Annotated in this window: 18 protein-coding genes; 3 read left to right on the top strand and 15 right to left on the bottom strand. The window is 70.2% G+C overall.

From position 1 onward, the window contains the following. Positions 1-99 precede the first annotated feature (99 nt). The 4 genes from Q0480_RS01660 to Q0480_RS01645 form a co-directional block, all read right to left on the bottom strand. Complete coding sequence (locus Q0480_RS01660) at positions 100-978, bottom strand: esterase-like activity of phytase family protein (RefSeq protein WP_299130000.1); 879 nt, start codon at positions 976-978, stop codon at positions 100-102. 142 nt (positions 979-1,120) lie between these two features. After that, positions 1,121-2,014, bottom strand: coding sequence for a penicillin-insensitive murein endopeptidase (gene mepA, locus Q0480_RS01655; protein ID WP_299129998.1), 894 nt, complete (start codon positions 2,012-2,014; stop codon positions 1,121-1,123). Continuing rightward, positions 2,011-3,384: an MFS transporter gene (locus tag Q0480_RS01650; RefSeq protein ID WP_366940805.1), complete on the bottom strand. Its 1,374-nt coding sequence runs from the start codon at positions 3,382-3,384 to the stop codon at positions 2,011-2,013. Before Q0480_RS01650 ends, mepA begins: the two co-directional genes overlap by 4 nt. 447 nt (positions 3,385-3,831) lie before the next feature. Then, positions 3,832-5,139, bottom strand: a complete 1,308-nt coding sequence (locus Q0480_RS01645) for a DUF3422 family protein (protein WP_299129996.1) — start codon at positions 5,137-5,139, stop codon at positions 3,832-3,834. 326 nt (positions 5,140-5,465) lie between these two features. Here Q0480_RS01645 and Q0480_RS01640 point away from each other — a divergent pair, with 326 nt between their 5' ends. Beyond that, positions 5,466-6,332: a M10 family metallopeptidase C-terminal domain-containing protein gene (locus Q0480_RS01640; protein ID WP_299129995.1), complete on the top strand. Its 867-nt coding sequence runs from the start codon at positions 5,466-5,468 to the stop codon at positions 6,330-6,332. A gap of 23 nt (positions 6,333-6,355) precedes the next feature. Here the strand turns inward: Q0480_RS01640 and rmuC are convergent, their stop codons facing one another. The 8 genes from rmuC to htpX all read right to left on the bottom strand — a co-directional run bounded on the left by rmuC (position 6,356) and on the right by htpX (position 16,176). Continuing rightward, a complete protein-coding gene (rmuC, locus tag Q0480_RS01635) occupies positions 6,356-7,519 on the bottom strand; it encodes a DNA recombination protein RmuC (RefSeq protein WP_299129993.1) in 1,164 nt (387 codons plus the stop codon). Next, a complete protein-coding gene (mutL, locus tag Q0480_RS01630) occupies positions 7,516-9,360 on the bottom strand; it encodes a DNA mismatch repair endonuclease MutL (RefSeq protein WP_299129991.1) in 1,845 nt (614 codons plus the stop codon). Before mutL ends, rmuC begins: the two co-directional genes overlap by 4 nt. Before the next feature lie 71 nt (positions 9,361-9,431). Further along, entirely contained in the window at positions 9,432-9,953 is a 522-nt protein-coding gene (locus Q0480_RS01625) for a DUF3035 domain-containing protein (protein ID WP_299129990.1), read from the bottom strand. Between the two features lie 55 nt (positions 9,954-10,008). Next, positions 10,009-10,515 (bottom strand): signal peptidase II, encoded by a 507-nt coding sequence (lspA, locus tag Q0480_RS01620; RefSeq protein ID WP_299129988.1) that lies wholly within the window; start codon positions 10,513-10,515, stop codon positions 10,009-10,011. Further along, a complete protein-coding gene (gene purH / locus Q0480_RS01615; RefSeq protein WP_299129987.1) occupies positions 10,515-12,107 on the bottom strand; it encodes a bifunctional phosphoribosylaminoimidazolecarboxamide formyltransferase/IMP cyclohydrolase in 1,593 nt (530 codons plus the stop codon). The genes lspA and purH overlap by 1 nt, the downstream gene beginning before the upstream one ends. A 15-nt stretch (positions 12,108-12,122) precedes the next feature. Then, positions 12,123-13,895, bottom strand: a complete 1,773-nt coding sequence (locus Q0480_RS01610) for a heparinase II/III family protein (protein ID WP_299129984.1) — start codon at positions 13,893-13,895, stop codon at positions 12,123-12,125. A gap of 65 nt (positions 13,896-13,960) precedes the next feature. Then, entirely contained in the window at positions 13,961-15,262 is a 1,302-nt protein-coding gene (locus tag Q0480_RS01605; RefSeq protein ID WP_299129982.1) for a transcription antitermination factor NusB, read from the bottom strand. Then, positions 15,259-16,176: a zinc metalloprotease HtpX gene (htpX, locus tag Q0480_RS01600; RefSeq protein WP_299129980.1), complete on the bottom strand. Its 918-nt coding sequence runs from the start codon at positions 16,174-16,176 to the stop codon at positions 15,259-15,261. The genes Q0480_RS01605 and htpX overlap by 4 nt, the downstream gene beginning before the upstream one ends. Before the next feature lie 72 nt (positions 16,177-16,248). On the opposite strand from htpX, the gene Q0480_RS01595 reads away from it, so the two are divergent. Then, positions 16,249-16,437: a DUF1674 domain-containing protein gene (locus Q0480_RS01595; protein ID WP_299129978.1), complete on the top strand. Its 189-nt coding sequence runs from the start codon at positions 16,249-16,251 to the stop codon at positions 16,435-16,437. A gap of 20 nt (positions 16,438-16,457) precedes the next feature. Next, entirely contained in the window at positions 16,458-17,264 is an 807-nt protein-coding gene (locus Q0480_RS01590) for a glycosyl transferase (protein WP_299129977.1), read from the top strand. Between the two features lie 18 nt (positions 17,265-17,282). On the opposite strand, the gene Q0480_RS01585 is transcribed toward Q0480_RS01590, so the two are convergent. From Q0480_RS01585 to Q0480_RS01575, 3 genes are all read right to left on the bottom strand, one after another. After that, positions 17,283-17,639: a hypothetical protein gene (locus Q0480_RS01585; protein ID WP_299129975.1), complete on the bottom strand. Its 357-nt coding sequence runs from the start codon at positions 17,637-17,639 to the stop codon at positions 17,283-17,285. Between the two features lie 112 nt (positions 17,640-17,751). After that, on the bottom strand, positions 17,752-18,768 hold the full coding sequence (locus tag Q0480_RS01580; protein ID WP_299129973.1) for a ligase-associated DNA damage response exonuclease: 1,017 nt from the start codon (positions 18,766-18,768) through the stop codon (positions 17,752-17,754). Positions 18,769-18,805: 37 nt separating this feature from the next. Next, entirely contained in the window at positions 18,806-21,892 is a 3,087-nt protein-coding gene (locus tag Q0480_RS01575; RefSeq protein WP_299129972.1) for an efflux RND transporter permease subunit, read from the bottom strand.

Raw genomic sequence — 21,892 nt, 5'->3', positions numbered from 1 at the left:
AGCTTGCTCCGGGCGCGCGGACCGCGGGCGCGCCACTGGCGCCCCCTAAGGGCGGCCCGCGGAAACATCTCGATCCGAACCAATCAAGCGGATCTGGTATCAGCCGTCCTTGACGGTGAATTCCACGAGCATCGTCCGCTGCAGCGGAAAGAAATTGTCGTCCGACAGCATCGTCACCCGGGTGTCGCCCCGGGCGTCGCGCCAGACCGACAGGCCTTCCATATTGTCGAGATCGCCGAACTGGGTGGTGAGCAGCGTTTCCTCGTTCAGGATCCTGTCGTCGCTCAGCGTGAAGCGGCGCAGCCGGGTCTGGAAGCCGCCGAGCCATTTGAACTTGCGCTCCAGCAGATAGAGCTTGCCGTCCGGTCCGAAGTCGGCGTCGGTCTCGTAGAAGCCGTCGCGCCGCTGGATGTCGTACGGGTTTTCCCATTCGCCGTTGCGAAACCGGAAGACGGGCGCCTTGCCCTTGGGACTATAGACAAATTCCGGGATCGCATAGAGCTCGTCCTTCGCATCGATGGCGAGCGATTCGAGCCCGGTATTGCCACGGAACCGCTTCATCGCCGGAAAGCCCGGGATCCGCGTCGCCGGCCCGCTGATCGGATCGTAGCGGCGGACGCGGTGAAACCCCTCGAAGGAGACATAGACGCGACCTTCGGCATCGACGGCCAGCCCCTCCGCGTCGGTCTCGCCGTCGCCGAGCGGCTGGCCGCCGACGCCGAGCAGCGGGCCGATGCCGGTGGTCCGCGCCCGTTCGAGATGTTCGCCGTCGCGCTCGAGCCGCGCCGTCACCCAGACGCCGCGGTCGCCGATCGCCAGCAGGCTCCGGCCGTCGTCGCTCAGATCGAAGCCCGAGAGACCGCCGAAGCGGATGTCGCCATCGGACCAGACGACGGTCGCATCCTTGATCAGGCGAAAATCGCTCGCCTGCGCGGCGGCGCACCAGAAGAGGCAGAGAAGAAAACTCGCTAGACGCATGTCACACCGGTCAAAGGAACAAGGATCGGGGTCAAGGCACCGGAGAAAAAGCCGTCCCCGCGAAACCGGGCCGTCCGTTCCAGCATGTTGATTCGCCGCGATATCCTGACCACCATGCGATCCTGTCGGGTTGGATGTTGCTCTATGGCGCGCTCAGCACGCGGGCGCAGGCGGGGGGAAGGTCGCCCAGCGTCAGCGGCGGCTTCGGCGGCGGCTTCGGCGCGTTCGGATCCGGTGGCTCAAGCGCCTCGGTCACCCACCACACCGCTTCGGCGCAGCCGTCACCCGCGGGCAGCGGCGCGGGGGACACGCAGGCCGTCGCGCCTTTCGGACAGTTCAGCCGCACATGCATATGATCGTTGTGCCCCCACCAGGGCCGCACCTTGCGCAGCCAGGCCCGGTCGTTCGCCGGCGTGCTGGCACACATGGCGAGCTTGGCCGGCGGGGTGATGAAGATCCGCTCCACCGCCGGATCGCGGGCGGCGGCGCGCATCAGCGCGGCATGGGCCGGCGTCCAGTTGGCATTGACCCCGCGCTGGTCGGCGGCGCGCACGTTGTTGGCCGAAATCTTCTCGCGTTCGGCCCGCGAGAGATTGAGCCTGGGCGGCGGCAGCAGCCAGATATCGACGTCGAGCCCGGTCTGGTGCGAGGTATGGCCGCCCACCGGCCCGCCGCGCGCCTGGGCGATGTCGCCGACATAGAGGCCCTTCCAGCCGACCCGGACGGCCTCGCGGCTCAGCCGCTCGATGAAATCGATGGTGACCGGATCGCCCCAGTGATGATTGCGCGACAGCCGCATCGCCTGCCAGGTCGGGCCGCTCTCGGGCAGTTGCGTCCCGCCGGCGAGGCAGCCGCGGGCATTCTGGCCGATCGGGGCGCTCGGCCCCGTCGTCGGCGCCTCCTTCGCGGCGAAGAGCGCCTTGGCCGTCCGCGCCGCCGCCGCGCCGCCGGACAGGGCGACGAGAAACGGCAGGACGATCAGCGCCGCCGCGACCAGCGCGGGCAGGCGAAAGGCTCCGGTCCGGCGTCGGGTCATGCGCTCTCCGTTGTCGATTCGCCGGTTTTGACCCACGTCAGCAGTCCAAGTCCAATCACGAAGAGCAGGAGGATGGGACTGACGCCCAATCGTTGCGACCCGGTCGCGGCCGTCACCGCCGCGATCATCGCCGGTCCGAGGAAGGCGGTCGCGCGTCCCGACAGCGCGAAGAGGCCGAACGCCTGGGCGCCGTCGATCCGCCCCTCCGCCTGATGGACGAGGAGCGTGCGCGACGCCGCCTGCAGCGCGCCCGCCGCCGCGCCAAGGAGGGCGCCGGCGAAGAAGAAGGTGAGGTCGGGGGCCTTCGACCCGACCGGGACAGGCAGGAAGGCCGCCTGTCCCGGCGCGGTGCCGAGCACGATGAGACAGACGAGGATCAAGAGCCAGATCGTCACGACGATCACCGGCTTCGGTCCCAGCGCCCGGTCCGCGCGGCCGCCGATCCAGGCGCCGAGCGCGCCGGCCCCGGCGGCGGCGATGCCGAAGACGCCGAGCTGGAACGCGCCCCAGCCGAGCACCCCCGCCGCGTAGATGCCCCCGAAGGTGAAGAGCGCGGCCAATGCGTCGCGATAGATCATGGAGGCGAGGAGATAGGCCGCGAGGCTGCGGTGCGATCCGAGGCCGCGCAGCGCCTTGACGAGATCGCTCAGCCCGCCGCGCACCGCGCCGGCCAGCCTGCCCCGCCGGGCTGTGTCCGGGGTGAAGAGAAAGAGCGGCCAGGCGAAGAGGAGATACCAGAGCGCGCTGAGCGGCCCGGTCGCGCGCGCCGGTTCGCCGAGCGCGGGATCGAGGCCGAGGACCGGCGCGATGCCGATCAGCGTCCGCGCGCTGCCCGGCGCCGGCACGAGGAGGGCCAGCACGAGCAGCAGCGAGACGAGCCCGCCGACATAGCCGAGCGCCCAGCCCGAGCCCGAGATCCGCCCGAGCTCGGCGCGCGGCCCGAGGTCGGGCAACATGGCGTTGGTGAACTGGATGGTGAATTCCGAACCGACGAAGGCGAGCCCGAAGGCGAGGAGGACAAGGTCGAGACGCGGCGTGTCCGGCGCCGCGAGCCAGAGCCCGAGGCAGCCGAGGATGTAAGGCAGGGAGAAGGCGAGGATCCAGGGCTTGCGCGCCCCGGTCCGGTCGGCGACCGCGCCGAGCACCGGCGCGAGCAGCGCCACCGCGAGGCCGGCGACGGCCGAGGCGGTGCCCCAGACCGCCTGGCCGCGCACCGGATCGCCGATCACCCCGGCGGCGAAATAGGGTGCGAAGACGAAGGTGAGGATCAGGGTCTGGAACGGCTGGTTCGCCCAGTCGAACAGCATCCAGCTCCGGACGCCGCGCTGTCCGCCGCCCGCCGCGACATCCTCCGGACCGGCGGCTCTCATCGCCGCCCCGCGGGCGACGCCGGGCGGCGGCATGGCCGCGCGGAACCGGAACGGCGGATCGGTGTCATTGGCCTCGGCGCGCCTTGCGTTTCCCCCCTTCTGTCACCCGGATCACGCCCCGAAGCAACCCGTCCCGCGCGCCGTCACGCTGGATGCGCCGCGCCGGCGGGTGCCAATGCCAACGTCGGTGCCATAACTCGCACCGCGTCGAGCCCCTGGCGCCCCTTCGCTGACCCGGGGCTCAGCCCTCCAGTGCGCCGGAAGCCCCGCGGGACCACGCCGCCCCCTCGGCTTCTTCCAGTTTCATATTGGCAGAATTCCTATCGGGCAGGACGAGGGGCCCCGCCAACAGGCGGGGAGAAAAAAGGACCGCGGCCAACGGGCCGCTCCTGTCGCGGCCGCGGGAGCGGCCGCCGGGCCCAAGGGCGGAGCCCGCGGGAGCCCCCTTCACTGGGGCGCGCCATGGCCGAGGCGGGCGCGGACGCGGCGGACCATGAGCCAGACGGCGAGCGCCGCGGGGATGACGAGCAGCGCCGAGAGATGGGCCTTGTCGATGCCGACCGGCTCGACCAGCGGCCCGAGCAGATAGGTGCCGAGCGAGACGGCGTAATAGCTGATCGCCACCACCGAAAGGCCCTCGACCGTCTCCTGCAGGCGCAGCTGCGTGGCGGCGCGAGCGGACATCTGGCGCAGCACCTCGGTATTCTGTTGCTGGTTCGCGACATCGACCCGGGTCCGCAACAGGTTCGCCGCCCGCTCGGCACGGCTCGACAGCTCCTCCAGCCGCTCGCGGGCGGAGCGGCAGGTGCGCATCGCCGGGTCGAAGCGGCGGGTCATGAATTCGGCGAAGATCTGGCGGCCACCGATCCGTTCCTCGCGCAACACCTCGACCCGCTGGTTGACGATCGCCTCATAGGCGCCGGCCGCGCCGAAGCGGAAGGCGGAGGTGGTCGAGAGATGGGCGATCTCGGCCGCCATGCGCAGCAGCTGGTCGAGCGTGCGGCTCTCCTGCCCGCCGCCCTCGGCCATGGCGGCCACGACGCCGCTGAGTTCTCCGTCGAGCCGGGCGACCGAGGTTGCGACGCCGCGCGCGGTCGGCAGGGTCAGCAGCGCCATGCTCTTGTAGGTCTCGATCTCCAGCAGACGCTGGACGATCCGGCCAAGCCGGCGGGCGCCGATGCCGGGCCGGACGAACGCGGCCATGCGGCAATGGCCGTTCTCGTCAATGCGGAAATCGGCGGCGACCACCGCTTCTCCATCGACCACCTTGCTGATGGCGAGGCTTTCCGGCACGAACCAGGACAGAACCTCGCGCGCCAGCCGCTCCTCGAGCTCCGGCCCAGCCACCTCGACCCGGACGAGGCAGGAGGTAACGACAAGCCCCGGGGCCTCGGCCAGCCAGTCGGCGGGAAACAGCGAGAACACCTCACCGGAGAACGGGCGGTCGGACACGCCATCGGCGAAGATCGTGTAGGTGACGAACTCGGTATGCATCTCCCATTTCAGGAAGCCGCGGCCGAGGGGCCCCGAATAGTGGCTCGCGCCCGGCGCCGGATGCGGCGCGCCATAGCGATCGAGCAGCGCGACGAGATGGGCGAAATCGAGCCCGCGGTCGCGGTCGGCCGCGTCTTTCGGCTGCTTGATCGCGAGATGCGCGGCGCGGCAAGGGGCGGTGAGCTCGGGAAAAGGCCGGGCATGGAGCTCGTTCGAAAGTTGGTAGCGGTCGGGATAGTCAGGGACGGCGAGCTGTGCCATGGCGGTCTCCGGGCGATCGCCTCGCTTGGTGCCACGTTCCGCCCATCATTCCAAGCCGCGCCCGTGCCGATTTTTTGTCGGCGGACCCGTGGCCGCTGCCAGGCTCGCCGGTTCTGACAGCGCGGGATCCGATGACGAAACGAGACCGACCCGTCTGGAGGGACAGACCGACTCATCTGTCGTTTCGCCTCCGACTGTTGTATGATTTATCTTGGATGGAGGCTTCGAATTGTCGCGGCGATTTGTTTTCGGTCGCTTGATGGTAGGCTGATCCGCACATTTGAAGTGAGTTCATCAGACCTTTTCCATCAAAGGAGGATCAGGCGATGACTAAACTTCGTGCATACGATCGTCTCGGATATGGCCTGGACATGTCCAACGGCAATACAGGTGTATCATTCTTCGCGCCGGGGACTGATTTTGAGGCGGAATATTACGATTATAATGAATACGGGGTCGGACCAGATAGCTGGGACGATTTCTACAAGGTAACGTCTGGATTTCATGGCGGAGAGCTATATAAGTTTTCCTATATTGACGACGATTTGAATGATATCATAGGGTATATCGCACTTACCGACCAGAGAATTGGCAGCGATAATTCCCATATGTTGATTTCTTGGAATCTGGATCTGCGCTTCGCGAGCAGTGAATTTGACTTCGATGGATTTGTCGGATCCGACCGGATCCAGGGAAACAAATTCAAGGACGTCATCAAGGCTGGCGCCATGGGCGACGATTTGATCGGCCGGGGCGGCGACGACAAACTCTGGGGGCAAAGCGGCAACGACAGACTCTACGGCGGCACCGGCGACGACCGCGCCTCAGGGGGTGACGGCCGGGATTTTCTGGACGGTGGCGCTGGCGCCGATCGCCTGACCGGCGGCGACGGGGCGGACGTGTTCCTGTTCCGAACGCTCGCTGACCCCGGATCGGGAGCCGAGCACGACGTGATCCTCGATTTCCGGAGTGGCGTCGATCGCGTCCGCCTCGATCTGATCGACGCGGACGCGACCCGGTCTGGCGTTCAGGTCTTCGATTTCATCGGGCCGGACAGCTTTGGCGGCGTGGCTGGCGAGCTGCGGTTCAGCGGCGGCTTCCTCGCCGGCGACGTGGATGGCGACGGGCGCTCGGACTTTCGCATCGCGCTCGCGGGCGACGGAACCCTCGTCGCCGGCGATCTGGTCCTGTGAGCGGCGCGCAAGCATCCGCCCCCCTACGACGAGACCCCCGGAAGGCGCGTGATGTTGACCGAGGCCGTCGGCTCGTCGAGGTCCGCCTCGGGCGTGAAGTCGATCGCTTCGAGGCGCCGGGCGCGGCCATGGGCGCGGTCGGCGGAGATGCGGATCTCCTCGATATCCTTCTGCGCCTGGCCGAAATGCCGGTCGAGATTGCCGACCCGGGCCGACAGCCGCTCGACATCCTTGTAGAGCAGGCCGAGCTCGCGGCGGATCGCATGCGCCTCGGCCCGCATCCGCGCGTCCTTCAGCACGGCGCGCAGCGTATGCAGCGTCGCCATGCAGGTGGTCGGCGACACGATCCAGACCCGCGCCGCGAAGCCCTCGCGCACGAGATCGGCGAAATTGGCGTGCAGCTCGGCATAGACCGCCTCGGAGGGCAGGAACATCAGCGCCCCCTCCGCCGTCTCGCCCTCGATGATGTATTTCTCCGAGATCGCCTTGATATGGGCGCGGATCGCGGTCCGCATGCCGCGGCCGGCGGCGGCGAGCTCGGCCGGGCCTTTGGCGCCCCGCAGCGCCTCGTAGGCTTCGAGCGGAAATTTCGCATCCACCACGATCGGGCCCGGCGGCAGCGGCAGGTGGATCAGGCAATCGGCGCGGGTTCCATTGGACAGCGTCGTCTGAAAGGTGGCGGCGTCGGGCGGCAGCGCGCGGGTAACGATCTCGCGCAGCTGAATCTCGCCGAAAGCGCCGCGGGTCTGCTTGTTGGAGAGGATGTCCTGCAGGCCGAGTACGTCGCCGGAGAGCTTCTCGATATTGGTCTGGGCCTTGTCGATCGCGCTCAGCCGCTGTTGCAGTTCGCCGAGCGAATGGGCGGTGCGCTGCGCCGAGGCGCCGAGGCTGTCGCCCATGGCGCGGGTGACCTCGGCGAGGCGGCTTTCCATGCTGGCGGCGACCCGCGCCTGCGCGGCGGCCTGCGCTTCGGCGACGTGGGTGATGCCGCCATGCAGCTGCTGCTGGCCATCGTTGAGCGCGCGCACCGCGCCGTCGAGCTCCAGGAGATGCCGCGCCAGCGGCTCGGTCGCGCGCGCGGCGCGGGCGCTGGCCCGGAGCAGCAGGACCGCGACGAGAATGGCCGCCGCGGCCGCCCAGAGCCGCGGATCGTCGAGAGCGATCACGGTGGAGCCGATGGTGATCATCGTCGGCCGAACAGCCGCTCGACATCGGCGAGCTTGAGTTCCACATAGGTCGGCCGGCCGTGGTTGCACTGGCCGGAGAGCGGCGTCGCCTCCATCTCGCGCAGAAGCGCGTCCATCTCGGGGCCGGTCATCCGGCGGCCGGCGCGGATCGAGCCGTGGCAGGATATGCGGCTGATCACCGCGTCGATCCGCGCGCCGAGCCCGCGGCCCGCGTCCTCGATCAGCGCGTCGGCGATGTCGGCGAGCAGGGCGCGACCATCGACCGCGCCGAGGATCGCCGGGGTCTCGCGCAGGCAGAGCGCGCCACCGCCGAAGGGCTCGATGACAAGTCCGAGCGTTTCGAGTTCGGGCGCCGCGTCGAGCAGGGCGGCGCGGGCGGCGGCGTCGAGCTCGACGATCTCGGGGATGAGCAGGATCTGGCCGGGAACACGCGCCGCCCCCCGCTCGGCCTTCAGCCGCTCGTAGACCAGCCGCTCATGCGCGGCGTGCTGGTCGACGATGACGATGCCGTCGGCGGTCTGGGCGACGACATAGGTCGCATGCAGCTGGGCCCGGGCGACGCCGAGCGGATAGTCGGCGGGCGCCTCCTCGGCGGGCACGGCGGGCGTCGCCGGTTCGACGCGACCGGACCAACCCTCGGGCCCGAGCAGTTCCTCGGCGAAACCGAGCGCGGCACGGGTGGGGAGGCTCGGGCGGGCAGGCCAGATCGGACGGGCGACCGCCGCCTCGGGACGGAAGGCGCCGAGCATGCCGGCGCCGGTGGTGGTGGCACCGCGGTGACCGGCCGCGGCGAGCGCCTGTTTCAGCGCGCCGATCATCAGGCCGCGCACGAGGCCGGGGTCGCGGAACCGCACCTCCGCCTTGGCGGGATGCACATTCACATCCACCGCTTCCGGCTCGCAGGTCAGGAACAGCGCCGCCGCCGGGTGACGATCACGGGCCAGCACGTCGGCATAGGCGGCGCGCAGCGCGCCGACCAGCAGCTTGTCACGCACCGCCCGACCGTTGACGAAGAGATATTGCGCCACCGCCGCGCCGCGCGAGAAGGTGGGAAGCGCGGCGAAGCCGGCGAGGCGCAGCCCGTCGCGCCCCGCCTCGATCGGCAGCGCGTTCTGCGTGAAATCGGCGCCGAGGATCGCGCGCAGCCGGCCGGGCAGCGCATCGAAGAGATCGCCGGGCTCGGGATCGAGTCGCAGGAGTTCGCGCGGCGCGCCGGGTTCGGTGACGTCCGTCAGCGTGAAGCCGACACCGGGCGCGGCCATGGCGAGGCGGCGGACCGCCTCGCCGATCGCCTGCGCCTCGGCGCGGTCCGAACGCAGGAATTTCAGGCGCGCCGGCGTGGCGGAGAAAAGCCCGGCCAACTCGACCACCGTGCCGCGGGCGAGCGCGGCGGGACGGACGCCGCCGGTCTCGTCACCGCGCACGGTGAGGCTCGCCGCCTCCGGCGCCGACGCCCAGCGCGAGGTGAGGGTCAGCCGGCCGACAGCGCCCAGCGACGGCAGCGCCTCGCCGCGAAAGCCGAAGGAGCGGATATCCGTGAGGTCGGTGCCGTCGATCTTGGAGGTGGCGTGGCGGCTGAGCGCCAGCGGCAGTTCCTCGGGCGGGATGCCGGCGCCGTCGTCGGCGACCCGGAGCAGCGTCTTGCCGCCGTCGGCATAGGCGATCGCGATCCGCCGCGCCTCGGCGTCGAGCGCGTTCTCAACCAGCTCCTTGATCGCGGAGGCAGGCCGCTCCACCACTTCGCCCGCCGCGATCCGGTTGGCCGCCGCCGCGTCGAGCTGGCGAATCGGGCGCCGGATCGAGCGGGGTTCAGCCGCTATGTTGTGGGTCGCAGCGTTCATACCGCAATTTATAGCACAAGCAGGTGCCGGTGCCAGCGGTTATTGGTTAACGTGGACGTTCCGTCGCGCGGCTATTCCGCGACGACGGTCGGCGGCGCCGGAGGAACGCCGACACCCTGCGCGCGCAGGCGCTCGAACTCGGCGCCGCGGTCCAGCATCTCGCCACCATAGGTCAGGAGTTCGTCGTCCTTCAGGATCAGCCGCGGGAGCAGCAGGCCGCGGTTCTCCTGCCGATAGACCACGTCGGCGGCGGCGAGTTCCGGGCGGATATTGGGATCGACCGGGCCGGCGCGGGCGATCAGCGCCCCGGCGCTCGCGGTACCGGCCGGCGCCTGCTTGCCCGTCAGGCTCGCCACCGCCTCGAGCTCCGGCTGGTAGTCGACGCGATTGATGGCGCCCGGGGTCGGCGACGGCAGCGCGGCGAGATCGGCGGGCATTTCGAGGGGCTTCGTCGGCAGAACCATGAACTCGTCCGGCGTCGAGCCGATGCCCGCGGCGCGCAGATTGCCCGCGACCCCGCCTTCGGCGCAACCCGCGAGCGCGGCCGCGGCCAGAAGCAGCGCGGTCAGGCGCAGGAGGTTGGCAGAGCGCATCCTCGTCCTCGTCAGGTCCGATCGGACCCGTGCTTACCGCGGAATGACGGGCGCGTCACGTCCTGTTGCGCGGCTTCGGCGCCGGCTCGCGCGTGGCGAAGACGAGCAGCGCGGCGCCGCCGAAGATCGCGGCGTCGGCGATGTTGAAGGCGAAGGGATTGCGTATCCCACAGCAGCTGAAATTGAGGAAATCGGCCACCGCGCCATAGGTGGCGCGATCCCAGACATTGCCAATCGCGCCGCCGATGATCGCGCCCGCGCCGATCGGGCGCAGCCAGCCGCCCGGCCCGCGGCGGACCCAGACAAGGAGCGCCGCGACGATGACGAGGGCGAGGCCGATCAGCAGCCAGCGCCCGGAATAGCCCATGTCGAACAGGCCGAAATTGATACCGGGGTTCCAGGCCATGGTCAGGTTGAACCAGGGATCGAACACCTCGATCCGGCGCAGGCCGCGCAGGTTCAGATGCTCGACGACCCAGATCTTGCTGATCCGGTCCAGCGCGAAGACGAGCGCGGCGACGGCGAGCGCGCGACCGAGACGGCGGTTCGGCGTGATCACCATCAGTGGCGGAAATGCCGGACGCCGGTCAGGACCATGGCGAGGCCGGCGGCGTCGGCGGCGGCGATCACCTCGGCGTCGCGCAGCGATCCGCCGGGCTGGATCACCGCCGTGGCACCGGCCTCGGCGGCGGCGAGCAAACCGTCGGCGAAGGGAAAGAACGCGTCCGAGGCGACGACGGAGCCCTTGGTCGGGCTCTCGGACAGACCGAGCGCCGCGGCCATGTCCTCGGCCTTGCGGGCGGCGATACGGGTCGAATCGACGCGGCTCATCTGGCCGGCGCCGATCCCGACGGTGGCCCCGCCCCGAGCATAGACGATCGCGTTCGACTTCACGTGCTTCGCCACCCGCCAGGCAAAGAGCAGGTCGGCGATCTCGGCCTCGGTCGGCGCGCGCTTCGTCGCGACGCGCAAGTCGGCGGCGGCGATCCGCCCGCCATCGCGATCCTGAACGAGAAAGCCGCCCGCCACCTGCCGCCAGGCGAGACCGGGCGCCCGCGGATCGGGCAGGCCGCCGGTCACCAGCAGCCGCAGGTTCTTCTTCTTCGCGAACAGCTCGGCCGCGGCTTGGGTGACCTCCGGCGCGATGACCACCTCGGTGAAGATCTCGGCGATGGCGGCCGCGGTCTCGGCGTCGAGTGTCCGGTTCAGCGCGACGATGCCGCCGAAGGCCGAGACGCGGTCGCAGTCATAGGCGGCGCGGTAGGCCTCGATCAGCGAGCCGCCGCGGGCGACGCCGCAGGGATTGGCATGCTTGATGATCGCGCAGGCCGGGCCGTCCTCGGGCGCGAATTCGGCGAGGAGTTCGAAGGCGGCGTCGGTATCGTTGATATTGTTGTAGGACAGCTCCTTGCCCTGAAGCTGGCGGGCGGTGGCGACGCCGGGCCGAACGGCGCCGTCGCGGTAGAAGGCGGCGGACTGGTGCGGGTTCTCGCCATAGCGCAGGCTCTGGGCGAGGCGTCCGCCGAAGACCCGGCGCCGCGGCCGCGGCTCGCCCAGCGCGCCGGCCATCCAGCCCGAGACGGCGGCGTCGTAGGCGGCGGTGCGGCCAAAGGCGGTCAGCGCCAGCGCCTCGCGGAAGGCGAGGCTGGTCGCGCCCCGGCGCAGGTCCAGTTCGTCGCGCAGCGCGTCGTAATCCTCGACATCGGTGACGACGGTCACGAACCGGTGGTTCTTCGCGGCGGAGCGCAGCATGGCGGGGCCACCGATGTCGATGTTCTCGATACAGTCGGCCCGGCTCGCGCCCGCGGCGACGGTCGCCTCGAACGGATAGAGATTGACGATCAGCAGATCGATCGGTCCGATGCCGTGGTCGCGGAGGGCCGCGCGGTGCGCGGGATTGTCGCGCACGGCGAGCAGGCCCGCGTGCACCATGGGATGCAGGGTCTTGACACGGCCGTCCAGCATCTCGGGGAAATCGGTCAGTGCCGCGACATCGCGCACCGGCAGATCGGCGGCGCGCAGCGCGGTCGCGGTGCCGCCGGTCGAGACGAGCTCGATGCCGCGCGCGACGAGATCCCGGGCCAACTCGATGAGGCCGGTCTTGTCGGAAACCGACAGCAGGGCGCGGGTGATCGGCACGAGTTCGGACGGCATCGACGGACAGGCTCCTCAGAGATCAGTATCGGGATCAGAATCGGTGGCCGTCGGCCGCGCCGAACTCGGCGGCGCCTCGCCGACGCGGCCGAAGGACCAGGTGATCTGCCCCAGATACTCGACCACTTCGGCGCGGACAACCATCTGTTTGGTCGGCACGGGCGCGGCCAGCGCGGGGTCGAACCAGACCGAATCCTCGATCTCGAGCGCACCGCCGGCGACACGGAACATCCAGATCTCGCCCGACGGCGGGGTCAGCGACGCGACCTGGCGAAAGGGATCAAGCTCGGCCCGGACGGCCGGATGCAGATGGAAGCGCGCGGCGAAGCCGACCGGCCCGTCGGCCGCCGCCCGGTCGTGCCGCGCCCGGGCGCGCGCATCGGTCACCGTCAGGATCTCCTCGCCGCGCACCTCGGCGCCGCGGGCCTCGACGAAGATCCGGCGCTCGTGCAGCAGGCCGTGGGTCGCGGCGTAACCGTCCTGCGTGGCGAGCAGCCACATGCCGGTGGCATCCTGCGCCTGACGGACGGAGACGAGGGTCGGACCGTCCTCGAGCCGCGGGCCGAGGACGCGGGCGGCCAGATCGCGCGTCTCGATCCGCGCGAGCGAGCGGCCGTCGACCTCGACCGTGCTCTGCGCCGCGGTCTCACGGCAGAGCCGGGCCCAATCCGCGCCGAACTGGCCGCCGGGGCCGACATTGACCACGAAGGGCTGCCGACCGACGCTCATCTCGAAACCGAGCGCGGCGGCGTGGGCGCCGAGCGCCCAGTCGTCCGCGGGCGGCGCGGCGCCGTCCATCACGACGACCACGCGCCCGCCGGTCAGCCGCGCATAGCCCATCGCGAGCCGCGGCTTGGCCTGAACCGACAGCCGCAGCTCGGCCAGCGCCTGGTCGAGCCGGTCCGGCGCGCCCGGTCCCCCGCCATGAAAGCGCGCCAGCGTCCCGTCCCCGAGGCGCAGCGGCCGCAGGACCGGCACGGCGCGGGCGATGGCGGCGAGCAGCGCGCGGGGCGCGTTCTGACCGCCGTCCTCCAGCAGGCGCGCGGTCCAGATCAACAGGGTCACCGTCTCGGCGAGATCCTCGGGCGCGCGGGTCGCGACCGCGCCTTCGCCGTCGATCAGCTCATCCGCCAGCGCGCCGAGATGCGCCAGCGTCAGCCCCTGCTCCGCCCGCGGCAGCACGCGCCCGGTCCAGACGAGGCCGGCGAGCGCGCGGAGCCTCGGCAGGCCGGCCGGCGCCTCGGGCCAGGCCTGATCGAGATAGCGCTGGTGCATCGCGAGCACGCGCCAGAAGCGGTCCGTCGCGGTCGGGTCGAGGCCTTGGGTCAGCATCGCCGAATGCGCGACCCAGCGCTTGGCGCGCCGGCCAGCGCGCTCGGGGGTCCAGCCGGGGCCATTGCCGCCGCCGAAATGACGGATCCAGTCCTGCGTCCACCCTTGCGCCAGCAGTCGCGCCTGCCGGCTGCCGAGCGCCGCGAGATCGTCGAGCCAGAGGCAGGACTGCCGCAGATCCTCCAGCCGGTCGCCGACCGGCCCTTCCGGCAGGCCGATGTCCCAGATCGAGGCGGGTGCTACGCGAAGATCGAGGCCGAGCGGCGCCCAGCCGCCGGAGACCAGCTTCTGTCCGGCGTCGGCGTCGCCGAGCAGGATCGGGCCGGGCAGCGCCGCGACCGGCCCGGGGGGACCGCCGAGCCGGGCCCGCCGGGCGCGCAGCCGGTTGCGCCAGGCCCGCCAGGACCGCGACAGCCGGACACCCAGCGCCTTCAGGGTCAGAGCGGATCGGGGCATCGGCGGCAATTGTTCCGGAGGAAAACGCGGTCAGGCGCGGACCTTAGCCTCCCGCCGCGGCGGCGTCACGCGGGTTGCGGGCTCTTTTCGAGGAGCGCGGCGTAGAAGCCATCCATCCCGCCGCGCTCCGCCCAGAAATCCGGCCGGGTGCGCAGGGCGCCGGCGGCGTCGAGCCAGCCCGGTTCAATGCCGAGCGCGGCCGGATCGGAGCGGAGCCGGCGGGCGTCCGGGGTCTCGGAGACAAAGGCCGCGATGCGCGCCTCGCCCTCGGCGGGGAGCAGCGAGCAGGTGCAATAGACCAGCCGGCCGCCGGGCCGCAGCATCGTCCAGGCGTGGGCAAGGAGCATTGATTGCAACGCGGTCAGCGCCGGCAGCTCGCGCCCGCTCCGCAGGTGTGGCAGGTCGGGATGGCGGCGGAGGGTGCCGGTAGCGGAACAGGGCGCGTCGAGCAGGATCGCGTCGAACGGCGTCTCCGGCACCCAGCCGAGCGCGTCGGCGACGACGATCTCGGCGGAGAGGCCGGTCCGCGCGAGATTCTCGCGCAGGCGGCGCAGCCGCGGTTCCGAAATGTCGAGCGCGGTGACTTGCGCCCCCGCGGCCGCGAGTTGCGCCGTCTTGCCGCCCGGCGCCGCGCAGAGGTCGAGCATCCGCAGGCCGGCGACGGGGCCGAGCAGCCGCGCCGGCAAGGCCGCGGCGGCGTCCTGCACCCACCAGGCGCCATCCCCGAACCCCGAAAGCGCCGAGATCCGCGGCCGGCCGCGCAGCCGCAGCGAGCCCGTCGGCAGGGGTTCCGCGTCGAGCCCCTCGGGCGCCGACCCGCGGAGCGTCAGGTCGATGGGCGGCGGGATCAGATGCGCGGCCTCGATCGCGGCCAGCGCCTCGGCGCCCCAGGCGGCGCGCACCGGCGCGGCGATCCAGTCGGGCAACGGCGCTTCCGGCGCGGCGTCCCAGAGCGCGGCGCCGCCTTCGGCGACCCGGCGGGCGACGGCGTTGACGAGGCCGGAGAAATGCCGGCCCTTGGGATGCGTCAGCGCGAGGCGGACCGCGCCATCGACCGCCGCGTGCGCCGGAACGCCGTCGAGATGGATCTCGGCGACCGCGATGCGCAACGCGTCGCGGGCGGCCTGTGGGGGCGGCTTGCGCAGGAACCCACCAAGCAGGGCGTCGATCCGCCCAAGGTGGCGCAGCACGCCGGTCGCCACGGTCCGCGCCCGCGCGCGTTCCGGCGGATCGAGCCGGGCGAGCGGGCCATCCTCGGCGGTGGTGAGATCGGCGAGGCTCTCGCGCCGTTCCAGCACGCCGGCGATCAGCTCCGCCGCCGCCCGCCGCGCGGCGAGACCGGGTACGCCCGAGGCGGCGGCGTTCAACGTTGGCCGCCGCGGCGGCCGGCGCTCGGGATCGTGGTCGGCCGCTGCGTCGGGTCGGGCCGGGCCGGACCGCCGCGCGTCGCCATCTCCTCGAGCGCGCGGATCCGGTTCTCGACATTCGGATGGGTCGAGAAGAGGTTGTCCATGCGCGCGCCCGACAGCGGATTGATGATGAAGAGCGGGGCGGAGGCGGGATTGCGCTCGGCGCTCGGCATCTCGATCCGGCTGGCATAGGAGGATATCTTGCGCAAGGCGCTGGCGAGGGCCAGCGGGTCGCCGCTGATCTCGGCGCCGAGCCGGTCGGCGGAATATTCCCGCGTCCGGCTGATCGTCATCTGGATGATCATCGCGGCGAGCGGCGCGACCAGAACCGCCAGCAACGCGCCGAGCCCGCCCATCGGATTGTCGCGGTCACGGTTGCCGCCGAAGAACATGCCGAACTGCGCCAGCATCGAGATGGCACCGGCCACGGTCGCGGCGACGGTCATGATCAGGGTGTCGCGATTCTTGATATGGGCGAGTTCGTGGGCGATGACGCCGGCGAGCTCCTCGCGCGACAGCACCTGGAGAATGCCGGTGGTCGCCGCGACCGCCGCGTTCTTCGGGTCGCGCCCGGTGGCGAAGGCGTTCGGCTGGTCGCCGCGCACGATCATCACCCGAGGCATCGGCAGATCGGCGCGGCGGGCGAGTTCGGCCACCATGTCGTGGAGCTCGGGCGCGCTGGCCCGCGTCACCGCCTCGGCGCCATGCATGCGGAGCGCGAGCTTGTCGGAGTTCCAGTATGCATAGGCGTTGGTACCGATGGCGAACAAGAGCGCGGTCAACATGCCGCCTGTGCCGCCGATCAGCCAGCCGACGCACATGAAAAGCGCGGTCAGCGCCGACAAGAGCAGCATCGTCCTGAAGTAGTTCATCGCTCCCCCGCGACCCTTGCGGCCGAGTTCGCGGCCGCTCTATGATCGGCCATGGCCGTCACGGAGGTATATATGTCGAGCGAGCCAAAGGAGAAAGAGGCGCGGCAGGCCGCGGCCGCCGCCCGCGCGCTGACCGAGGCCGTCACCCGGCGCGCCGCCGCGAAGCCGCTCGACCTGCCGCGCGAGCTTGGCGGGCGCGACGGTCCCGAGCCGATCCGCTTCGGTGACTGGGAGCTGAAGGGCATCGCCAGCGATTTCTGAAGCTGGCGCGGGGTGAGCCGATGCTGAAGCAGGTCATCTGCATCAATTGGGGCACCCGATACGGCCCGCCTTACGTGAACCGGCTTTACGCGGGCGTCGCCCGGCACCTGACGCCGCCCTTCACGTTCACCTGCTTTACCGACAATGCCGACGGCATTCGGCGCGAGGTGCGCTGCGAGCCGCTGCCGCCGCTCGGCGTGGCGATGCCGACCGGCACCAAGGGCATCTGGCCGAAGGCGCGGCTGTGGGGGGCGCGGCTCGGCGATCTGCGCGGCCCGGTGCTGTTCATGGATCTCGATCTGGTGGTGACCGGTCCGATGGACGATTTCTTCGCCTTCGGCGATTCTGACGAGGTGATACTCGCGCGCAATCCGAGCACGCCGCTGGAGAAGCTGGGCCAGACCTCGCTGTTCCGCTTTCCCGTGGGCAAGCTCCTGCCGTTGTGGGAGCGGTTTCGCGCCGATCCGCAGGGAATCGCCGACGCCTACCGCTTCGAGCAGCGCTTCGTCACGCGGGAGGCGCCGGGCGGCATCGGCTTCTGGCCGCCGGGCTGGGTGCGGGGCTTTCGCAACGACTGTGCCCGGCCGTTTCCGCTGAACTATTTCCTGCGGCCGCGGCTACCGGACGGAACCAAGGTGGTGATCTTCCCGGGCGGCCTGCTGCCACCGCATGCGATCGCCGGGCACTGGGGCCGGCACTATCGGCCGAACAGCCGCCTCGGCCATCTGTTCGGCCTCTTCAGCCCCGACCGGCCGGATCCGCCCCTGCGCTATCTGCGGCACTATCTCCTGCCGAGCGACTGGGTCGCGCGGGACTGGGCGGAGTAGCGGAAGGACGCGCCCGGATCAGCCGTTGAGCGCGCCGCGACGGACGGCCCAGAAGCGCTCGCGCGCGTTGAGTTCGGTCAGTTCGCAATTCTCGATGACCGTGACGGAAACCGACCGCCCCCGCCCGATCGCGTCGGACAGCGCCTGATGGATATCGCGGTGGCTGTCCTGGCTCGCCACACGACGCGGCAGGCCGTCGCGCATCCGGCGCAGGTTGGCGGCGTACTGGCTCAGCCGTCGGCGCAGTTGGCAGGACTGGCCGACGTAGGAGCCGACGCCATCGATGCGCCATTCGTAGATGCCCGGACGTGCCAGGTCGATATTCGCGGCGATGTCGAAGCGGAACCAGTCCGTCGGCAAGAAATCCTTTGGCATGCGCTACCTCGCGATCACCCTCGTGACGATTCGATGCGAGGCATCCTGCGCCCCTTGCCGCTTCCAGTTGGTTAACGCGGCACGCCTGAAGCGGCTTTCGGTTAACGCGGGATCAATCGTCCGCCTCGTCCTCGTAGCCGACGAGACGCAGGGGGCGCGCGGCGAGGGCGTGGAGCGCGCACCAGCGGACCAGTGCCTCCTCGCGCCCGTGGGTGACCCAGGTCTCGCGCGGGGCGAGCTCGGTCAGGGTGGCGGTCAGCTCGGTCCAGTCGCAATGATCCGAGACGATCAGCGGCAGCTCGACCCCGCGCTGCCGCGCGCGGGCGCGAACCCCCATCCAGCCGCTGGCGAAGGCAATGAGGGGATCGGCGAAGCGGCGCACCCAAGGGCCGGCGAAGGCCGAGGGCGGGCCGAGCACCACCTGGCCGCCGAAGCCGGCGCCGCGCCCGCGCTCGACCGTCGCGCTCTCCAGCCGGCCGAGTGCCACGCCCTCGGCGGCGTAGTAGTCGCAGAGCGGAGCGAGCGCGCCGTGGATATGGATCGGCGCGTCATACCCCGCGTCCCGCAGGAGGCGGATCACCCGCTGCGCCTTGCCGAGCGCGTAGACCCCGACGAGATGCGCGCGCTCGGGAAAGAGCGTCAGCGAGGCGAGCAGGCGTCCGATCTCCTCGCGCGGGGGCGGATGGCGGAAAACCGGCAGGCCGAAGGTCGCCTCGGTGACGAACACCTCGCAGGGCACCGGCTCGAACGCGGCGCAGGTTGGATCCGGCGCGCGCTTGTAGTCGCCGGCCGCGACGATGGTCAGGCCGCGATGCGCGACCTCGATCTGGGCGGAGCCGAGCACATGGCCGGCCGGATGGAAGGTCACCTCGACGCCGCCGACCGCCAGCGGCTTGCCATAGCCGATGGCCTGGGTCTCGCCAGCGAAATCGGCGCCGAGGCGGATCGCCATGACATCGAGCGTCTGGCGCGTCGCCAGCACCGCGCCGTGGCCGGGCCGTGCGTGGTCGGAATGGGCGTGGGTGATCAGGGCGCGGGCCACCGGCCGGGTCGGGTCGATGTAAAAATCGCCGGGCGGGCAATAGAGCCCCTCGGACCGCGGTGTCAGCAGGTCGCTCGGGCGCGTCATGCGTTGGAAACCCCGCGCCACGGCGAGGGGTTCCGGTTCAGGCGTGCTCGCCCTGCGCGGTCGTATGCGCCTCGGAGGCCATGTCGGCGGCGAAGGCCGCGTCGTCGCGCGAGATGTAGGTATAGAACATCGGCACCACGAAGAGCGTGAACACCGTGCCGACCATCATGCCGGTAAAGATCACAAGGCCGATCGAATAGCGCGCGGCGGCGCCCGCGCCCTCGGCGAGAATGAGCGGCACCACGGCGAGCGCCATCGCGGCGGTCGTCATCAGGATCGGCCGCAGCCGGACCTTGGCGGCCGCGACGATCGCCTGGCGCCGGGTGAGGCCATGCATCTCGCGCTGCTGGTTGGCGAACTCGACGAGCAGGATGCCGTGCTTGGTGATGAGGCCGATCAGTGTGATCAGCCCGACCTGCGTGTAGATATTGAGCGTGCCGAGCCCGAGGTTGAGCGGCAGGATGGCGCCGAAGATCGACAGCGGCACCGACATCAGGATGATGAGCGGGTCGCGGAAGCTCTCGAACTGCGCGGCCAGCACCAGATAGATGACGAGGATCGCGAGGCCGAAGGCGACGAGCAGCGTATTGCCCTGTTGTACCTCCAGCCTGGACTGGCCGGAATAGTCGATGAAGAACCCGTCCGGCAGGCTCTCCTCCATGATCGCGCGAATGGTGGCCAGACCGTCGCCCGAGGTGACGCCGGGCAGGGGCAGGGCCGAGATGGTCGCGCTGTTCAGCTGGTTGAACTGCTCGACCGCCGCCACCGACGCGGTGGTGCTGACCGTCACCACGGAGGAGAGCGGCACCATGTCGCCATTCGCCGCGCGCACGAAGAACTCGCCCAGCCGCTCGGGATTGTTGCGCCATTCGCGCGGCACCTGGGTAATGATGTCGTAACTGTTGGAATCGCGGTCGAACTGCCCGACGGAGCCGCCGCCGACGAGGAGGCCGAGCGTGTTGCCGATTTCGGCGACCGAGACGTTGAGGCTGGCCGCGCGGTCGCGGTCGATGGTGACGCGGATCTCCGGCTGGTCATAGGCCAGCGAGTTCTGCACCACGATGAACCGGCCCGACGCCTGGGCCTTCGTCTTGATCTCCTCGGCGACCTCGTAGACCCGATCCGGGTCGTGCACCGACTGCAGCACGACGGAGATCGGCAGGCCGCCGCCCGAGCCGGGCAGCGACGGCGGCGAGAAGACGAACCCCTCGACGCCGGCGTTCTGGCCGAGCCGGGCCTGGATATCCTGCTGGACCGCGCTCTGCGAGCGGTCGCGGTCGGCCCAGTCCTTGAGCGCCCAGATATAGAAGGCCATGTTCGGCGTGCCGCTGATGCCGGCGATCGAGAAATCGGTCTTCACCTCGGCGATGTCCTGGGTCAGCTCCGAGATCTGGTCGGTATAGAGCTTGGTGTATTCATTGGTCGCATAGCGCGGCGCGTTGAGGATGGCGAAGAGCGCGCCCTGATCCTCCTCCGGTGCCAGTTCGCTCGTGGTGTTGAGGAACATGAAGACCGTCGCCCCGAGGAGCGAGGCGACCACGATCAGCGTCACCGGACGATAGTCGAGCGAACTCGACACCCGGCGCTCGTACCAGTTGGCGAGACTGTCGAACGTATGGTCGACGATGCGCTGGAACCGGCCGACATCGCCGGCCTTCAGGATGCGCGCCGACATCGAGGGCGTGATGGTCAGCGCGACGATGCCCGATATGATGACCGCGCCGGCCAGCGTGAAGGAAAATTCGCGGAAGAGCGCCCCGGTCAGCCCGCCGGTGAAGCCGAGCGGGGTCAGCACGGCGGCGAGGGTGATGGTCATCGCCACCACCGGGCCGGTGATTTCCTTCATGCCGACGATCGAGGCCTGCATGGGGCTGAGCCCCTCCTCGATATGGCGGTGGATGTTTTCCACCACCACGATCGCATCATCCACCACCAGGCCGATGGCGAGCACCATCGCGAGCAGGGACAGGAGGTTGATCGAGTAGCCGAGCGCCAGCAGCACGCCGCAGACGCCGATCAGCGAGAGCGGAATGGTGACGATCGGCATCAGCACCGACCGGAACGAGCCGAGAAACAGCAGGATGACCACGACGACGATGGCAACCGCCTCGGCGATGGTCTTGAACACCTCATCGATCGAGGCGCTGATCGTCTCGGTCGAATCGTAGACGAGCTCGATCTTCATGCCCTGTGGCAGGGCGGCGTTGATCGACGGCAACTCGGCGACCACCGCGTCGGCGGTGTCGAGCGGATTTGCGGCCGGCGTCGGGAAGACGCCGATGAAGGTGCCCTCGGCGCCGTTGAAGGTGACGATCGTGTCGTGGTTCTCGGCGCCGAGCTCGATGCGGGCGACGTCGCGCAGCCGCACCACCGCGTCGCCGTCCGAGCGGATCGGCAGCGAGCCGAAGGCCTCCGGCGACTGCAAGGTCGATTTCAGCGTGATCGAGGAGATGAAGAACTCGTTCTCGGTCTTGCCGGGGGCCGAGAGGAAGTTCGAGGCGCTGATCGCCGTCAGCACGTCCGAGGCGGTGACGCCGCGGGCGGCGAGTTGCAGCGGGTCGATCCAGACCCGCATGGAATAGTTGGCCGCGCCGATGATCTCGATCTCGGCCACGCCGGGGATGGTCGACATTCTCGGCCGGATCACCCGCTCGAGATATTCGGTCATCTGTTCGGCGTTCATGTTCGGGTTCTGCGCCGCGAGATACATGAGGGCGAACTGCTGGCCGGTACCCTTGACGATCGAGGGATCGTCGGCGCCGTCGGGCAGCAGGCCGCGCACCTGCTGGACCTTGGCCAGCACTTCGGTCAGTGCGACGTCGGGGTTCGCCCCCAGCCTCATGTGCACGCTGACGATGCTGGCCGAGGGCGTCGATTGCGAGGTGACATAGTCGATATTCTCGGTCGTCGCCACGGCGGCGGCGATCGGCGAGGTGATGAAGCCCTGGATGAGGTCCGGCGGCGCGCCGCGATAGATGGTGGTGATGGTGACCACCGTCTCCTCGACCTCGGGATATTCGCGAACCTGCAGGCTGAAGATGCCCTGGAAGCCGATGAGCAGGATGAAGGCCGCGAGGACGGTCGACAGGACCGGCCGGCGGATGAAGAGCTCGCTGAAATGCAT

This window comes from uncultured Amaricoccus sp., from assembly GCF_937891315.1.
Lineage (GTDB): Bacteria > Pseudomonadota > Alphaproteobacteria > Rhodobacterales > Rhodobacteraceae > Amaricoccus.
This window is presented reverse-complemented; position numbering and strand designations above follow the sequence as displayed.

Bases quoted from the DNA above. Each gene is read 5' to 3' on its own strand.
- Q0480_RS01660 (WP_299130000.1), bottom strand. From the start codon at position 978: ATGCGTCTAGCGAGTTTTCTTCTCTGCCTCTTCTGGTGCGCCGCCGCG.
- mepA (WP_299129998.1), bottom strand. From the start codon at position 2,014: ATGACCCGACGCCGGACCGGAGCCTTTCGCCTGCCCGCGCTGGTCGCG.
- Q0480_RS01650 (WP_366940805.1), bottom strand. From the start codon at position 3,384: ATGAGAGCCGCCGGTCCGGAGGATGTCGCGGCGGGCGGCGGACAGCGC.
- Q0480_RS01645 (WP_299129996.1), bottom strand. From the start codon at position 5,139: ATGGCACAGCTCGCCGTCCCTGACTATCCCGACCGCTACCAACTTTCG.
- Q0480_RS01640 (WP_299129995.1), top strand. From the start codon at position 5,466: ATGACTAAACTTCGTGCATACGATCGTCTCGGATATGGCCTGGACATG.
- rmuC (WP_299129993.1), bottom strand. From the start codon at position 7,519: ATGATCACCATCGGCTCCACCGTGATCGCTCTCGACGATCCGCGGCTC.
- mutL (WP_299129991.1), bottom strand. From the start codon at position 9,360: ATGAACGCTGCGACCCACAACATAGCGGCTGAACCCCGCTCGATCCGG.
- Q0480_RS01625 (WP_299129990.1), bottom strand. From the start codon at position 9,953: ATGCGCTCTGCCAACCTCCTGCGCCTGACCGCGCTGCTTCTGGCCGCG.
- lspA (WP_299129988.1), bottom strand. From the start codon at position 10,515: ATGGTGATCACGCCGAACCGCCGTCTCGGTCGCGCGCTCGCCGTCGCC.
- purH (WP_299129987.1), bottom strand. From the start codon at position 12,107: ATGCCGTCCGAACTCGTGCCGATCACCCGCGCCCTGCTGTCGGTTTCC.
- Q0480_RS01610 (WP_299129984.1), bottom strand. From the start codon at position 13,895: ATGCCCCGATCCGCTCTGACCCTGAAGGCGCTGGGTGTCCGGCTGTCG.
- htpX (WP_299129980.1), bottom strand. From the start codon at position 16,176: ATGAACTACTTCAGGACGATGCTGCTCTTGTCGGCGCTGACCGCGCTT.
- Q0480_RS01595 (WP_299129978.1), top strand. From the start codon at position 16,249: ATGTCGAGCGAGCCAAAGGAGAAAGAGGCGCGGCAGGCCGCGGCCGCC.
- Q0480_RS01590 (WP_299129977.1), top strand. From the start codon at position 16,458: ATGCTGAAGCAGGTCATCTGCATCAATTGGGGCACCCGATACGGCCCG.
- Q0480_RS01585 (WP_299129975.1), bottom strand. From the start codon at position 17,639: ATGCCAAAGGATTTCTTGCCGACGGACTGGTTCCGCTTCGACATCGCC.
- Q0480_RS01580 (WP_299129973.1), bottom strand. From the start codon at position 18,768: ATGACGCGCCCGAGCGACCTGCTGACACCGCGGTCCGAGGGGCTCTAT.
- Q0480_RS01575 (WP_299129972.1), bottom strand. From the start codon at position 21,892: ATGCATTTCAGCGAGCTCTTCATCCGCCGGCCGGTCCTGTCGACCGTC.